Genomic DNA, 15192 nt, shown 5'->3' with positions numbered 1-15192 from the left:
CTTCGAATCGATCGCAGCTATCTCGAGCAAAGCGAAATCCTCGGGGAAGGGGCACGCTGCAAAGGCGGCTCGCTGGGCGCGGAGCCACGGCGATTCGTCCTCGCCTGCTCGGATTGATGGAACGCTCGGCGGGATTGACGGTCATCGATTCGCCTCGTGGGTTCGGCAAGACGGAACTCGCCGCGCTGTGGCTCACGACTCTCGGGCAGGTACCGAACAGACCGGTTGTCTGGGTGCCGGCGCCGTCGACTCGGATGACTCCCCTCGAGTACTGGAACACCGCGCTCGCAGTGATTCGGGATTCGCTGGAATCACTCGAGGCCCCGCCACGAATGCACGAGGATCCGGTGGGGGCAATCGAATCACTACTCGATTCGTCGCCCGCTCCATTCGTGTTGGTGTTCAACCGCATCGACCTGGTCGAGGGTGACGAGGTGGGACGCCGAATCGTGGATCTGATCGTACGGCTTACCGGGTTGAAAGTGATTGTCACACTGCAGGATCGATCTGCGACGGACTTGCTCGAGGACGTCCGCGTGGACGAGTACCTGTGCGCGAACGACCTCAGGTATACGCTCGACGAGTCCACAGTTCTGTTCGCGGAGGCAGGGATCCACCTTCCTTCGGGCATCGTCCATTCGATCTGTGAACGCGTTGCCGGCGTTCCCGTGCTGATGAAGGTTGCTCTGAGTGCGGTTGCGGGGCTGAGTGAACCGAGCCGTGGACGTGAACGCGTTCAGCAGCGAGTGGACCAGGCGATCCACGCGTACGTCAGTCGGACCGCTCCTCGATCGGGCAAGTCGCTCGAGTTGTTCGACTTCGCGACTACGATCGCCGCTGCCCGCACGGTGACGCCGGAGATCGCTCGTGTCCTGTCCGACGATCTGGAAGTGGCAGGCAAATTGGACTTGCTCGAGTCTTTCGGTCTGATCTTCCGGAATGGTCTCGAGGGGGAACCGTCCTGGTACTTTGCGCCGTCAGTTCGCCTGGCATTCATGCAGATACGGACCGAACAAGGGGATGGATTCGAAGATCCCTTCCAGGTTCTCGTCGATCACGCTCTCGGGACTTCGGATATAGCCGGTGCTGTTCACTACGCCTTGGACGGACGCAAGTGGACCAGGGTGCTCGACATACTCGAGCGTCACTGGGCCGATCTTCTGGTCGATCACACCGGGTTGGTCCGGACTGCGTTGCAATCGATACCCGGCGACGTACTGAGTTCGAACTCTTCGATTCTGGTGGGGCGTGACCTGCTCGAATCACGTCTGAGGCCGCAGTTGATCAACGGCGATTCGTTGCCGACGGAACCGGCGGAATTGCGTGCGATAGGTGGCAGTCCGCATGCGCACAGCTTGTTGAACGTCGGGACCGTCCAATCCGTCGTGCTGAGAACATCCGGTAAGTACCAACGCTCTACCGAGATCACACGCAGGTTGGCACACGTCGTGTACGGACTCGGCGACGAGTCGTTGGGCACGTTGGGGTCTCAGCTTCCAGCACTGCGGCTCATCTGGGGAGTCTCACATCAATTGACCGGCGACCTCGGTGACGCCGCAGTGGAATTACGTCTCGCGTATCAAGGTGCCGTGGAGCATGGCCCGGCGTTCGTCCTGCGGCACGCAGCAGGCAACGCAGCACTCAACTCCGCGTTGATCGGGGACGTCGCGCACACGACCGAGTGGCTTCGCCTCGAACGTACACATCCAGATGTTTCGGGATGGTTGGGACCGCCTTCGCACATGGGCGGAGCGATCGCACGTGCGTTGGTGGCGTACGACCGCCTGGACAGAGATGCGGGCGCTGCGGCGATGGACGCGCTCGCCGAGATCACCCCGCCAGGTGACCTGTGGGCATTCGCGGCCTACGCATACACCAGATTTTCTCTGCTGCAATCCGATCCGTTCTCGGGCTTGATCTCTCTGCAGCGCGCGGTGGCAACTGACGGCCACGTGAATCCATGCGACAGATCGTTCGGTGACGCCCTTCTCACCGCAGCGCGGATCGATCTCCTGTTGGCTTCGGGAGAGGGGACGAAGGCGCTGGAAGAATCAGTTGCCGCCGCGCACACGTTCGCTGTCGTCACGGTCTCGTCCGCTCGCGCGCATCTCTTGACGGGATCCTCGTCGCAGGCCTTGGAAATGTGTCGCGGAATCGACTGGAGTGGGCAGTATCTCGCACGGTATCGCCTCGAATCCCTGCTGATCGAATGCGCGGCGCTCCGTGAACTGGGCAGCATCGCCGCGGCTGCGAGCCAGTGGGAGGAGGCTTGCGGAATACTTGAAACCTCGGGTGTCCTGTCGGCGTTGGCGACTGTTCCGCGTGATCTGATCAGGCAACTCGAGGAGCGGGCCGACGGCCCGAGCGGTGCCGTCACAGCTTTTCTCGAATCCGAAGCGCCGCAGTTTTATCCGGCGGCCATCGTTCGGGTCCAACTGACAAAACGGGAGATGGACGTTCTCGTGGAACTGGACCTCGGTATTCCGATCGGTGAGATCGCACGAAAGTTGTTCGTATCCAACAACACGTTGAAGAGTCACCTCCGAGCCTTGTATCGCAAACTCGGTGCGCACTCCCGGGAAGAGGCCGTCGCGGCAGCGCACCGACACAACCTCCTCAGCAGTGGGCAGGACTGAGCGACGTCAGTGCAGGTTGCGCTCGGCGTAGACCTTCATCGCGTCACGGACCAGCGAAGCGGTGCCCTCTCCGTACTTGTCGTAGTTTGCGGTGAAGCGGGGATCGTCGACGTACATCTGGCCGAGTCCGGTGAAGGCGTCGGCGCTGGGAGTTCTTCCCTGCCAACCGATCTTTATCCACTCGAACTGTCTGCGGGTAATCGTCTGGACGTCGTCGCTTTCCGCGGACAGGCCCGCTGTCAGGGCATTTCCGAATGCCGCTGCGATGTCGGCTTGAGCTTGCAGGTGCGCTGTCCGGTCCTCCTCCGACATCGACCGCCACCAAGTGTCGCCGCTGCTGTAGGCGTCCTTACCCCAACGCTCGATGACCTCTTCCTTGTAGCGGGTGTGGTCGAACCCGTCGAAAACATCTTCCGGCATAAGTGATTCACCTTTCTTCGTCTTGTTCAAGGTCCTGTTGACCGATTCGATCTGTCTCGAGATCCGCGTGCGCTCTTGCTCGAGGAGTTCGAGGTGGGTACGCAGCGCGGCGGCCGTGTCGCGTTCACCGGTGAGGACTTCGGCAATGGCCGGCAATCCGAGTCCGAGTTCGCGAAGCAGCAGGATGCGCTGCAGTCGCACCAGGGCGTCTTCGTCGTAGAAGCGGTAGCCGTTGGCGCCGATGCGGCTCGGTTCCAGGAGTCCGAGATCGCCGTAATGACGCAGCGTTCTGCTGGTGGTACCGGCGGATTTGGCGAGTTCTTGGATGGACCATTCGCTCACGTGAAGTTCCTACTCTCGGATCGGTTTCGCTCATTCAGCATGCAAGTTGACGTTGCGTCAATGTCAAGGCTGTTCTCGGTTTGTATTGTCAGGAACGTTTTATGTCCGTTTCGACGTATCGCCACGAACGGGTCTCCAACTGATTGATTCGATGACCTAGGTCACGTGATTTGGCTCACAAACTGTCAATTTGAATAGTTGAACAAGCCTCTGTTGACGCTTTCACATACCTCGACCACGATCATCTGAACAGATCGAGTTACGCGGTTGTTGAAAATGCACGGTAGTTGAAATGCACTGCAGACGGAACGGTGGTCCACGATGACTGAACTGGTGTCGGGCGTAGCCCAGGCCAAGCCCTATGACCTCGATGATCGGTACCGGTCGGGATCGGGACCGGTGTTGCTGACCGGTGTTCAGGCAATTGCACGCGGCTTCGTCGAGCAGCATGTTCGCGACATCCGGGCAGGTAAGCGCATTGCCACTTTCGTCTCCGGTTACCAGGGCAGCCCACTGGGCGGCGTCGACAAGATGCTTCACGGCATGCCCAAGGTGCTCGCAGAACACGACATCACCTTCATTCCCGGCTTCAACGAGGAACTTGCTGCCACCGCGGTGTGGGGAAGCCAGACGGACCTCCCCGCAGGAACCGCGACCCACGACGGCGTGACCGGCGTCTGGTACGGCAAGGGCCCCGGCGTCGACCGCGCTACCGACACCATTCGCCACGCCAACATGTACGGCGTGAACCCCAAGGGCGGCGTAGTCCTGCTGGTGGGCGACGACCCGGCGTCGAAGTCCTCCACGGTTCCGGCCGTCAGTGAGCGCTCGCTTGCCGCGATGGGTGTGCCGGTTCTGTTCCCGCGCAATGCCGAAGAGATCATCACGATGGGTATGCACGCTGTTGCGCTCTCGCGTGTCTCCGGTTGTGTCGTAGCGCTCAAGATCGTCGCCGACGTCGCCGACGGCGCCTGGACGATCGACGGCAGCATCGCGGACTTCGACATCGTGGTTCCGGAAGTGCAGTTCGAGGGCAAGCCCTTCGTCTACAAGCAGCGTCAGATGGCCGCGCCGCCGGACAGTGTCATCGCCGAGGCCGATCTGTACGGCCCGCGATGGGATCTCGTGCACGCGTACGGAACTGCCAACAACCTCGATGTGATCGAGGTAAACCCCTCCGGTGCGAAGATCGGTATCGCCGCCACCGGTACAACTTTCGACTCCGTCCGACAAGCTCTGGCAGACCTCGGTGTCGACGACGCCGCGCTGCACCGCGCCGGGATCCGTCTCCTTCGCATCGGAATGTGCTACCCCGTCGTGGGCGAGAAGATCAAGGAGTTCGCCGAAGGCCTCGAGCAGATCGTCGTGGTCGAGGACAAGACCGCGTTCATCGAAGCGCAGATCCGGGAAGTCCTGTACGGCACCGACGATGCCCCTCGCATCATCGGCAAGCGTGACGGCCAGGGCCGTCTGCTCATGCCTGCCAGTGGTGAACTGACCGCAGGCCGGCTGCTCGCCCCGTTGCGGCGCGTACTGAAGCCGCACGTCGAACTCAAGCGCACCCTCCCGGCCCCGCTGTCGCTGAACGTGCTCTCCGCCAAGCGAACCGCGTACTTCTGCAGCGGGTGCCCCCACAACCGTTCCACCGCTATCCCCGAGGGTTCCATCGGTGGCGGCGGAATCGGTTGCCACACACTCGTCACCATGTCCGGCCGTGAGGACAGCGCTGTCACGGGCCTGACGCAGATGGGTGGCGAGGGCAGCCAGTGGATCGGGCAGGCACCGTTCACCGACGTGCCTCACCTGTTCCAGAACATCGGCGACGGCACCTTCTTCCACTCCGGTCAGTTGGCTGTCCAGGCATGCATCGCCGCAGGCGTGAACATCACCTACAAGTTGCTCTACAACGAGGTAGTGGCGATGACCGGTGCACAGGACGCGGAAGGTGCCCTCTCCGTTGCTCAACTCAGCCACAAGCTGACCACCGAGGGCGTCAAGCAGATCATCATCTGCGCCGACGAGCCTTCGCGTCACAACAAGCGCGTTCTGGCCAAGGGCACCAAGCTCTGGCACCGCGATCGCCTCGACGAGGCCCAGAAGGAGCTTCGCGAGATCAAGGGCGTCACAGTGTTGATCTACGACCAGCACTGTGCGGCCGACGCACGTCGCCAGCGCAAGCGTGGCACGCTGCCCACTCGCAACACTCGCGTCGTCATCAACGAGGCAGTGTGCGAAGGCTGCGGTGACTGCGGTGTGAAGTCGAACTGCCTCTCGGTCCAGCCCGTGGACACCGAGTACGGCCGCAAGACGAAGATCGACCAGACGTCCTGCAACACCGACTACACCTGCATGGACGGCGATTGCCCGTCGTTCGTGACCGTCGAACTGGTGCCGGGCAAGAAGGCTCCCAAGGCCGCACGTCCCGTCCCGCCCGTCGTCGCAGATCCTGATTTCGGACCGCTCACCAGCACGCAGAACGTTTTCCTCGCGGGCATCGGTGGCACCGGCATCGTGACCGTCAACCAGGTGCTCGCAACGGCGGCACTGCGCGCCGGCCTCGAGGTGGAGAGCCTTGACCAGATCGGACTGAGCCAGAAGGCCGGACCTGTTGTCTCGCACCTGCGTTTCAGCTCCAGCGCGCTCGAGCCGTCCAACCGCCTCACCCCGGGCAGTGCCGATTGCATCGTCGCCTTCGACCTGCTGACCGCGACGGACAACAAGAACCTCGACTACGGCAATGCCGAGAAGACGGTCTCCATCGCCTCGACGTCGCAGACGCCGACCGGCGACATGGTCTACGACAAGGCTGTTCGCTACCCCGAGGAGACGTCACTCCTCGCCCGTCTCGACAAGGTGTCGCGCACCCTGCGTTCGTTCGACGCACTCGCCGCGGCACAGGAGTTGTTCGGTAACACCGCAGCCGCCAACTTCCTGCTGATCGGTGCGGCCTACCAGAGCGGCGGACTCCGTCTGCCGGCCGAGGCCATCGAAGAAGCGATCGGCATCAACGGCGTTGCCGTGGACGCGAACATCGCGGCATTCCGTTGGGGTCGTGCAGCAATTGCCGACACCGCAGCGTTCTCGGCCGTCACCACGCCGGCCAAGTCCGTCCGCGAACCCGTAGTCGCACCGGCTCACATGTTCGCCGGAACCACCTTCACCGGTGAAACCCTGCGACTGGTGGAACTGCGTGCGGCGCAGCTCATCGAGTTCCAGTCCGTCAAGATCGCCCAGCGTTACATCGATCAGGTTCAGACAGTCTGGACCGCCGAACGTGCCGCAACCGAGCGGACCGATTTCAGCGAGGCTGTTGCCCGCGGCCTGTTCAAGTTCACCGCGTACAAGGACGAGTACGAGGTTGCTCGCATGCTGGTCGATCCTGCCTTCATCGAAGACGTCAAGTCGCAGGTGCCGGCCGGGGAGAACCTGACCTACAAGCTCCACCCCCCGATCCTCCGAGTGATGGGCCGCAAGAAGAAGATCGGTCTCGGGCCCAAGTCGCATGTTGCACTGAAGGTTTTGGCCAAGGGAAAGAAGCTTCGCGGTACCAAGCTCGATCCCTTCGGTTACATGCACGTTCGCAAGGTCGAGCGTGAACTGCTCGCCGAGTACGAGGCCATGATCGCTGATCTCTCTCGTACGCTCGCAACCGACGGATACGATCGCGCCGTCGAGATCGCGGCACTGCCGGACGTGGTTCGCGGCTACGAGGACATCAAGCTCGGCAACATCGAGCTGTACAAGACTCGCCTGCGCGAACTCGGTGTCGGTGAGTAGGAGCGCCGGCGAGTAGATCGAAGAAAACTGTGCCCCAGTGACCGTTGTCGCTGGGGCACAGTTGTATTCGGAGCCCACTCGGATCCGGGCAGGTTCAGGAGGGCGGGAACTGGCCGTCGGCAACCACGGCGCTGCCGTTCCACGTGAAGTTCACTATGTTCGGTCCGCCTTGGGGGCAGCAGAATGCATCGTCGTCCAGCAGCCAACGGTATTGGACGGATACCGAATCCTTGTTGCTGTCGATGACGTGTGTGTACGAGTACGGCTCGCTGGTAGCGGTGCCCAGGTATGCTCCGTCGTGGAAGAACAGGACGTGTGACTGATACGTCGCATCGCCGACCCCGTCGCCGTCCACCGAAACCCAGAGCAGATCAGGACAATTCCCGATCTGTTCTTCGCTCGCGGATCGCGGTATCCACTTGCCTCCGTTGATGTCGGTGCCCAGCGTGCCGATCGCGTCGGTGACGAGCGAGGAGTCGACGTCGAGACAGGGACCCGAGGCCGGGATTGCGGTCGTCGCTGACGAGCTTGTGCGGGTGTTCGATTGTGGCGGGGGAGAGCTCGTTACCGTCGTCTCGGGTTCGTTTGCCGTCGAGGTCGCCGACTCCGTTGAACTGGCTGCCGTGGAACTCGCCGCCGCTTCAGGTGTTCCTTCGGTCGACCCGCAACCGGCGACGATCAGGGCAGCGGTGGTTGCCAGGGCAGAGACAGTGACGGCGGCCGAAATCGGAGCTTTCCTGCGCATGCGTCCTCCAGAGTGTATGGGTTCACGAGTTCACGTCCCTCCTTCGTTCTGTCGCCGGGCTGCATGCGCGCGTTATCGAACAACTGGTAACGATCAGCTATCGGGTTTCGGTGTGCTGTGCTTCGGTCTTCTTTGCCCGGGTGGCGTTGTATCGCACGGATCCGGCAACCACGGTCATCGCGATTTCCGTGGTCAGAAGAGAATCGACCCCTTCGGTGAACGGATCTTGTTTCAATACGACGAAATCGGCTGCTTTTCCCCGAACCAGTTGGCCGGTCACATCTTCCCACCTGCACGAGTATGCAGCGTCGCGGGTTGCGTGAGCCAGCGCGTCCGCGAGGGGGAGAGCGTACCCCGGCAGGTTGGGCGCCAGCGACGGATCGATTGCGGATCGACGGGTGGTGGCGATGAACATGTTCGGCAGCGGCGGATGGGGCGCCGTCGGAGCGTCCGAACCCAACGCCAGAACCGCTCCGGCTTCGGTGAATTCAGGCCACGGGTACGCGCGATTCACCCGGTAGTCGCCGAGCATTGCCTGCCAGTTCTCTTGGATCGCAGGGTCAGCGTGAACCGGTTGCATCGACGCGATGATGCCAAGGCGGGCAAGCCTTTCGACGTTGTCCCGGGTGATCGACTCCAAGTGTTCCATTCGGTGCCTGCGGGGAATGTCTCCGTTGGCAGCGATCGCGTACTCGAGTGCCGTCAATCCGATCTCCGACGCCTCGTCGCCGATCGCGTGCATCGCGATCTGCAGGCCTGCGGCGTCTGCGGCCGTCACGACGGGGATCAACGACTCGAGATCCCAGATGGGCTCGGCGTTGGTGCCGTCCGAGTATGGCTCTTTCATTGCGGCCGTGCAGCTGTCGATCACACCGTCGATGATGATCTTGATTCCGGCGATCCGAAGCCACGGACCTTGGACGCGCCCGTGAAGCTCGATCACGTCGTGAACTTGTCGGACGTTGTCGGCCTCGTTGTCCTCGCGGGTCATCAGCCAGTGAGCCGCGACGCGCAGTGGCAATGTGCCGTCTCCGGCGTCCAATGCTCTTTCCAACGAGGCTAATTCGTCCGCGCCGAGCGCCATGTCGACCGCACCGGTCACGCCGTCCTCGAGATAGTGGCGGAACGCGAGCGCGAGGGCGGCGTCCCGGTCCTCGTCGGACGCGAGCTCCGCCAGTTTCGGCCAGACATAGAGCATCATGGCGGTCTCGTACAGCATTCCGGTGGCTTCTCCGGTGACCGGATCCCGGCCGATGCGACCTCCGATCGGGTCGGGAGTGTCCGCGTCGATGCCGAGTTCACGCAGTGCTGCAGTGTTCACCCAGACCGAATGTACGTCGTTGGCGTCGAGGTACACCGGACGATCGGGCACTACGGCGTCGATCATCTCTCGCGTCGGGTGTCCTCCATCCAGTGCGGAGAACAACCAACTGCGACCCAACAGGCGTGGTGCGTCCGGGTTCGATTCCGCGAATTGCTTGATGCTGGACTGAATGTCGGCGAGATCTGTGGCATCACGCAGATCCAACTTCTGCAGGGCGAATCCCATCATGACCAAATGTGTATGTGCGTCGACGAAACCGGGTAGCACGACGGCACCTTCGAGGTCGATCACCTCGGCGTCGGGAGCCAGGATTTCGGCATAGACGGTTTCGCCCACGAATCTGAGTTTGTGGTCCTCGACGACTATCGATTCGGCCCATCCGTCGTCGGCAGCCGTGAAGATCTTTCCGTTGCGGTAGTGAGTGATGCTGTCATTCATGACTTCTACGTGATCCTTACGCGATGACGGTAGTAGTGATGGCGGCGCTGTGGTGACGATACGCACCCTCGGTGCGTGCGGAGAGTCGGGAAACCAAGGCGAACGGGACCAAGAGAACGAAGCTGATCCCCGAGATGATGACTCCGAAGGTCGGATACCCGAGGCTCGCCGTCACCGAAGTTCCGAACAGCGGCGCGAACGCGGAGCCGATGAGGTAGGTGCCCAGTAGTGGGGCCGACCATCGGCCGGCCGCGTCGAGAGCGGCCGAGATGGCAACCAAGACGATGAACGTGGCCGCGTAGATAGTGTTCCATGCGATGACCAGTGCGAGGTAGATCTGGGGATCGGTGGTGAGGCTGGCAGACAGCTTCAGAATTGCCCCGAGTATCAGCAGCACGGAGATCGATATTGTCCGACTGACCCGAGAACCCAACGCGGTCAAGGTAACAGCCGCGAGCACACCACCCGCCGTCGATGCGCTCAGTGCGAGACTCATTTGTTGATCCGAGAGCCCGGCGTGCTCGGAACCCATGATGCCGAGTACAGCCCACAGCGAGTCCTCACTGATCGCCCAGACTGCAAGCATTGCGAGAAATGCGGTTCCGGCAAAAGTGAGTCGTTTTGCGCTGACCCCGGAGGGGAGAGTTGTGGTCGTCTTGGCGGACTTCGCCGTCTCCGGCGACTCTCTCACCGGGGACGACGGCAACCAGGTGACCGTTGCGGCGGTTGCCAGTGCCAGGACTGCGACGATGCCGAATGCGTTGGTCATGTGTGTGCCGAGGATGGGGATGAGGGCGAGGACGGCTGTGACGACGAGACGGTTCACGAGCCCGCTGATGCTCGATGCCCGGTCTGGGTTCGTGAGCGCGGCCAGTGCCGCTCCGCCAACGGACGCGGATCCACCAGCGCCGATGCCGCCGATGATGATCGCGGCGCACGCGATGACCGTGGACGGCGCGATGGCCGCAATGCCGAATGCGGCCGCCATCGCGATCAGGCTGACGCGGCCGAGGAGATGACGATGCCGACCCGATGCGATACGAGTGGTGGCGAGGCAGGTGAATGCGCAGACCAGCAGCGATGCGGTCAGGACGGCGCCGGCGGCGGATTCGGTGACACCGAGGTCCTCGACCATTGCCACGATCATCAGGGGGATGAGGTTCGCGGTGATGAACCCCATGACGCCGATGCTGAAGACAGCAACACCGCGGTTGGCGGTGAGCGGAACCCGGTCGGACTGCGTATTCGTCGAAGCGTTGATCGGCACTAGGGCAACCCCATGTCCTGAAGGGGGTGGCAGTACCGACCCCTGGTGGCGTGATGCGAGTCACTTAATGAATGTGATTCGTTAAGTATGGGGATGGGTTCCGTCAGGGTCAAGGGATCTAACGAATTTGATTCGTTAATTGTATGTTTCCGGATACCCGCTCCCGCAAAGTGGCGTCGCCGGTCTGTTTCCTGTTGTGAGGCTTATGCTTCCGCAATGGCTGAGATTGCGGAACGAACCCGCTACTTCGAGCGCTACGTCACTTTCGTCGACGCGATTGTCGCCATCGCGATCACGCTGCTCGTGCTTCCGCTGGTCGAGTTGACCAGCGACCACCACGGCACCACGTCGGAACTGCTGGGCGATCACGCTGCGCAGTTCTACTCGTTCGCTCTGAGCTTTCTGGTGATCTTCCGTCTTTGGTGGTCGCAGCATCGACTGCTTCGTTTTGTGATCGACGGAGACAAGGTGGTCGTGCGCGGACTGGGGTTGTGGGTGATGACCATCGTGTTCTTGCCCTTCCCTACGGCGCTGGTTGCAGCGCCGTCACAAGATCTCGGAACCAGGGCTCTCTACATCGGGACAATGGCAGCCAGTGCTGCGTGCCTCGCGGTGGTCGCGTGGGGTCTGGTTCGCAACCCGTCGTTGAGCGAAGAGAATGCGAAGCCGCATTTCACCGCTGAAATCGTCACTTTCCTGATCATGGTGGTGGCACTGCTCGTCAGTGTGCTCGTTCCGGTGACGTCGTACTTCCCGCTGCTTCTTCTCCTGCTGTCGACGCCCATCGAGAAGCTGTGGGATCGGGCGGCGGCGAAATGGAGTGGCCGTGAAGGTGAGATGAGCTAGTCGGCGCGGGCGGTCATCGCGGATTTCTTGGCTTTGTTTCCGCAGATGTTCATCGAGCACCAGCGTCGGTTGTTGCCACGACTGGTGTCGACGTAGAGGCCGGTGCACCCGTCGCCCTGGCAGGCTTTGACGCGGTCGCGGTCGGGTCCACCGAGTACCGCGATTGCGTCGGCAGCCACTATCGACAAACCGTCGCGGATCGGATTGTCTCCGGCTGATTTCCAGAGGGCTCGGCCACTCTCGAGGACGAGGTGGGCATCACCGAGTTCGGATGCGGTGTTGACGATCCCGACATCTGCGCGTGAGGCGCGGCGGTCCTCGCACACGGCGGTTCCGATGCGATGAATGGCCTCGCGTAAATCCCGTGCGCCGCGGAGGTCGTCTTCTGTCGCGGTTGCTGGGGTGTCCATCAGATCGTTGGCGCGTAACCATAATTCGAGTCGCTGCGTGCTCGTGAGTCGTTCGAACCTCGAGCCGTTCCGATTGGTGAGGGTGGCGGTGAAGCGGAAGGCGAGCGTGTCGTTGTCGAGTCGAAACACGTCCCGAGCGGATTGATCAGCTCCTGCTTCGTTCACTTTCGTCCTCCTTTATGGCGAACCATCTCAACCGGTTCGACAGCAACTGTACCTGTGTGAGAGTGTTGAACCGTCTTAGGTGGTTCAACATTTTCGAGAGGGAAATCCATGACTTCTGTTTCCGTGGTCGGTCTGGGTGCGATGGGTCGTCCCATCGCTCGAAATCTGATGGGTGCAGGCTTCGACGTGGCGGTGTGGAATCGCAGCCCTGAAGCGGTATCCGAACTCGTCTCGGAAGGGGCGACCGGCGCGAAAACCGTTGCCGAGGCATTCCAGTCCGGCGTTGTACTGTCGATGTTGGCGGATGATTCGGCCGTGTCTGCGGCCATTCTGGATCCCGCCGTACTCACATCCGTTCCGAGTGGAACCGTGCACGTCAACATGGCCACCGTCAGCGTCGGCCTTGCCAAGCGCGCCGCCGCACTGCACGCCGAGTACGGCATCGGGTACATCGCGGCGCCGGTATTCGGACGCGTTTCTGTTGCTCAGGCTGGCCAGTTGAACATCATCGCCGGCGGCGACAGTTCCCTCCTCGAGCGAGTGCAGCCCTTCCTCGACGTCATCGGGGCTCGCACGTGGCCACAAGGTGAGCGTCCGGAGCAGGCCAACATCGTCAAGATCATCGGTAACTACCTCATCCTCTCCGCGATTCAATCCTTGGGTGAGGCAATCACATTGGGGGAGAGGTCAGGTGTGGACGGAAGCCAACTCGTAGAACTGCTGACCTCGACGATCTTCCCCGGGCCGGTCTACTCCAGCTACGGAAACCTCGTCGCGACGCGTCAGTACGAGCCGGCAGGATTCACCACCGCTCTGGGCCTCAAGGATTTGAGGCTTGCGCTCGACGCCGCCGACAGCGTCGATCTGGACTTGCCGTTCGGTGGCGTACTTCGGGGCGTGCTTGCTCAGGCTCTGGCGAACGGTCAGGGCGAGATGGACTGGGCGTCGATTGCAGAACTGGTCCGTTCCGGCCAGTCGGGTGAAGGCAGTCCCGAAACACCGACGAGGTGAGCGCAAACTCGGACGGGACTGCGACTTCGGCACTGGCGGAGACCGATTCCGTCCGAGCGCTACCGTTGGCCGGGTTGTCGGCACTCGCGATGGCAGGTTTCATCGCGATCACAACCGAAACCATGCCGGCCGGACTACTGGTGCAGATCGGGTCAGGACTGTCCGTATCTGTCTCCGGCGCCGGGCAATTGGTCACTGCATACGCGTTGGGCTCCGTCGTCGGGGCGGTACCACTGATCGCATTGACCCGAGGATTGCGACGACGTGCTGTCCTGGTGTCGGCGACTGTTGGATTCGGTGTCTTCAATCTGGTGACAGCGCTGTCGTCGAATCTTGTTCTCACCTTGGGTGTTCGGTTTCTGGCGGGCATGGCAGCAGGTGTGGTGTGGGGGTTGCTTGCCGGGTACGCACGCAGGATGGCGCCCCCTCGTCTGCAGGGGCGGGCCGTTGCGGTTGCCTCCGTCGGACAGCCGATCGCGCTGGCTATCGGCGTTCCGATGGGGGCATGGCTCGGGACTTTGGCCGATTGGCGCGTCGTCTTCGCCGTGATGTCGGTTGCTGCGCTACTTCTGGTCGTGTGGATACTCACGGTGATGCCGGACTTTCCCGGGCAACACGCGGATCGACAGCTGTCGGTGCGGAAAGTCCTGGTCCTGCCAGGCGTACGACCGATTCTGCTTGTCGCGTTCTTGTGGATCCTCGCGCACAACATCGTGTACACGTATCTGGCGGCGTTTCTGGATCGCATCGGTTTCGGCGATCGGTTGGGGACCGTGTTGTTCGTGTTCGGACTTTTCGCCTTCGCGGGCATCGGTGTGGTCGGGGTGTTTGTCGACCGGGCGCTTCGAAGGCTCACCGTCCTGAGCTTGGTGGTCTTTGCAGCAGCTTTGACCGGCTTGGGCGTCGGCGGTGACAGCTTCGCAGCGATCGCACTCAGCGTCGCGGTGTGGGGCGTGGCATTCGGAGGTGCTCCCACTCTCCTTCAGACTGCGCTCGCGGATACGACGGGCGACGCTGTGGACACTGCGCAATCGGTATTCGTGACGATCTTCAATTCGGCGATCGCGGCGGGCGGCGTCGTGGGTGGGCTGATCTTGGCGGACAGAGATGCGGGAGCGTTGCCGTTGGTGGCGCTGGTGCTGATCGTCGTCGGTGTTCTTGTAGTCAGTATCCGACAATTCGGACATAGCTTGTGATTCACTTCACGCATGCGAAAGTCATTGCTGGTGGTTGCTCTCGTTGCTACGTGGTTTGTCGCCGGGGCGATGCCCGCGGGGGCTGCGGATGCGAATTGGTCCGGTGATTACTCGCTCAAGCGCTTCGCCGCGACCAAGACGGGTACAAGTCTGGCCGCCAGCCAGTGGGAGCCGGATTTCTCCGATACATACACGTTCGAGACGGACTGCTCGGGCGGAGTTTGTGTTGCCACCGTGGTCGGCGGGCCGGCTCCCGCCAATCCGACTTTGCCGCAGCCGGCTCGATACACCTGGGACGGAACCAGTTGGGTGCATCCGTATGACTGGGAGTGGGATTGCTACCAGGGTGAGGGAATGCCGAAGGTGTGGGCGCCGGCGCACTCGGACGCGTACTACACACCGCAGCCCGATGGCAGTCTGAAAGGTTCGTGGCGGACCGACATCAAGAGTGGTCCCTGCGAGGGATCGGTGATCATGCGCATCGAGGCGTACCCGGTAGGTCGTTCTACCGGATCTTTCGGTAGTTGAGAACGATCGTCCGTCTGAAGGCGTTGAAACAAATCTGAGCCCTCGGGAATTGATCGGGCTCCATGCACGTTAATTGAGTCAGTAACG

11 protein-coding genes are annotated in these 15192 nt (G+C 61.9%); 6 read left to right on the top strand and 5 right to left on the bottom strand.

Annotated features, from left to right (window positions below):
• Positions 1-116 precede the first annotated feature (116 nt).
• Complete coding sequence (locus I7X09_RS09235; protein ID WP_200316476.1) at positions 117-2636, top strand: helix-turn-helix transcriptional regulator; 2520 nt, start codon at positions 117-119, stop codon at positions 2634-2636.
• A gap of 6 nt (positions 2637-2642) precedes the next feature.
• Here I7X09_RS09235 and I7X09_RS09230 read toward each other — a convergent pair whose 3' ends face one another.
• Positions 2643-3398 carry a MerR family transcriptional regulator gene (locus I7X09_RS09230; protein WP_200316474.1) on the bottom strand — a complete coding sequence of 252 codons (756 nt, stop codon included), beginning with the start codon at positions 3396-3398 and terminating at the stop codon, positions 2643-2645.
• A 321-nt stretch (positions 3399-3719) separates the two neighbouring features.
• Between I7X09_RS09230 and I7X09_RS09225 the strand changes: the two genes are divergently transcribed.
• Positions 3720-7175: an indolepyruvate ferredoxin oxidoreductase family protein gene (locus tag I7X09_RS09225; protein ID WP_200316472.1), complete on the top strand. Its 3456-nt coding sequence runs from the start codon at positions 3720-3722 to the stop codon at positions 7173-7175.
• A 94-nt stretch (positions 7176-7269) separates the two neighbouring features.
• On the opposite strand, the gene I7X09_RS09220 is transcribed toward I7X09_RS09225, so the two are convergent.
• From I7X09_RS09220 to I7X09_RS09210, 3 genes are all read right to left on the bottom strand, one after another.
• Positions 7270-7920, bottom strand: a complete 651-nt coding sequence (locus I7X09_RS09220) for an LppP/LprE family lipoprotein (protein WP_200316470.1) — start codon at positions 7918-7920, stop codon at positions 7270-7272.
• A 97-nt stretch (positions 7921-8017) separates the two neighbouring features.
• Positions 8018-9682: an amidohydrolase gene (locus tag I7X09_RS09215; RefSeq protein WP_200316468.1), complete on the bottom strand. Its 1665-nt coding sequence runs from the start codon at positions 9680-9682 to the stop codon at positions 8018-8020.
• Positions 9683-9698: 16 nt separating this feature from the next.
• On the bottom strand, positions 9699-10949 hold the full coding sequence (locus tag I7X09_RS09210) for an MFS transporter (protein WP_200316466.1): 1251 nt from the start codon (positions 10947-10949) through the stop codon (positions 9699-9701).
• Between the two features lie 216 nt (positions 10950-11165).
• Between I7X09_RS09210 and I7X09_RS09205 the strand changes: the two genes are divergently transcribed.
• Positions 11166-11795, top strand: coding sequence for a TMEM175 family protein (locus tag I7X09_RS09205; RefSeq protein ID WP_124567634.1), 630 nt, complete (start codon positions 11166-11168; stop codon positions 11793-11795).
• Here I7X09_RS09205 and I7X09_RS09200 read toward each other — a convergent pair.
• Positions 11792-12370, bottom strand: a complete 579-nt coding sequence (locus tag I7X09_RS09200; RefSeq protein ID WP_200316464.1) for a CGNR zinc finger domain-containing protein — start codon at positions 12368-12370, stop codon at positions 11792-11794. The genes I7X09_RS09205 and I7X09_RS09200 overlap by 4 nt on opposite strands.
• Before the next feature lie 108 nt (positions 12371-12478).
• On the opposite strand from I7X09_RS09200, the gene I7X09_RS09195 reads away from it, so the two are divergent.
• The 3 genes from I7X09_RS09195 to I7X09_RS09185 are packed head-to-tail and all read left to right on the top strand — an operon-like array spanning position 12479 to position 15105.
• On the top strand, positions 12479-13381 hold the full coding sequence (locus I7X09_RS09195) for an NAD(P)-dependent oxidoreductase (protein ID WP_200316462.1): 903 nt from the start codon (positions 12479-12481) through the stop codon (positions 13379-13381).
• Positions 13378-14577: an MFS transporter gene (locus I7X09_RS09190; protein WP_200316461.1), complete on the top strand. Its 1200-nt coding sequence runs from the start codon at positions 13378-13380 to the stop codon at positions 14575-14577. Before I7X09_RS09195 ends, I7X09_RS09190 begins: the two co-directional genes overlap by 4 nt.
• 12 nt (positions 14578-14589) lie before the next feature.
• Positions 14590-15105, top strand: coding sequence for a hypothetical protein (locus I7X09_RS09185; RefSeq protein WP_200316460.1), 516 nt, complete (start codon positions 14590-14592; stop codon positions 15103-15105).
• Positions 15106-15192 lie beyond the last annotated feature (87 nt).

This window comes from Rhodococcus sp. P-2, from assembly GCF_016598535.1.
Taxonomy (GTDB): domain Bacteria; phylum Actinomycetota; class Actinomycetes; order Mycobacteriales; family Mycobacteriaceae; genus Rhodococcus_F; species Rhodococcus_F baikonurensis.
Note: the sequence above shows the minus strand (reverse complement) of the source record. Positions and strands in the feature narration are given on the sequence as shown.

What these genes read in the sequence shown, in the direction of transcription:
- I7X09_RS09225 (WP_200316472.1), top strand. Translation starts at nt 3,720, where the DNA reads ATGACTGAACTGGTGTCGGGCGTAGCCCAGGCCAAGCCCTATGACCTC.
- I7X09_RS09235 (WP_200316476.1), top strand. Translation starts at nt 117, where the DNA reads ATGGAACGCTCGGCGGGATTGACGGTCATCGATTCGCCTCGTGGGTTC.
- I7X09_RS09220 (WP_200316470.1), bottom strand. Translation starts at nt 7,920, where the DNA reads ATGCGCAGGAAAGCTCCGATTTCGGCCGCCGTCACTGTCTCTGCCCTG.
- I7X09_RS09195 (WP_200316462.1), top strand. Translation starts at nt 12,479, where the DNA reads ATGACTTCTGTTTCCGTGGTCGGTCTGGGTGCGATGGGTCGTCCCATC.
- I7X09_RS09215 (WP_200316468.1), bottom strand. Translation starts at nt 9,682, where the DNA reads ATGAATGACAGCATCACTCACTACCGCAACGGAAAGATCTTCACGGCT.
- I7X09_RS09205 (WP_124567634.1), top strand. Translation starts at nt 11,166, where the DNA reads ATGGCTGAGATTGCGGAACGAACCCGCTACTTCGAGCGCTACGTCACT.
- I7X09_RS09185 (WP_200316460.1), top strand. Translation starts at nt 14,590, where the DNA reads ATGCGAAAGTCATTGCTGGTGGTTGCTCTCGTTGCTACGTGGTTTGTC.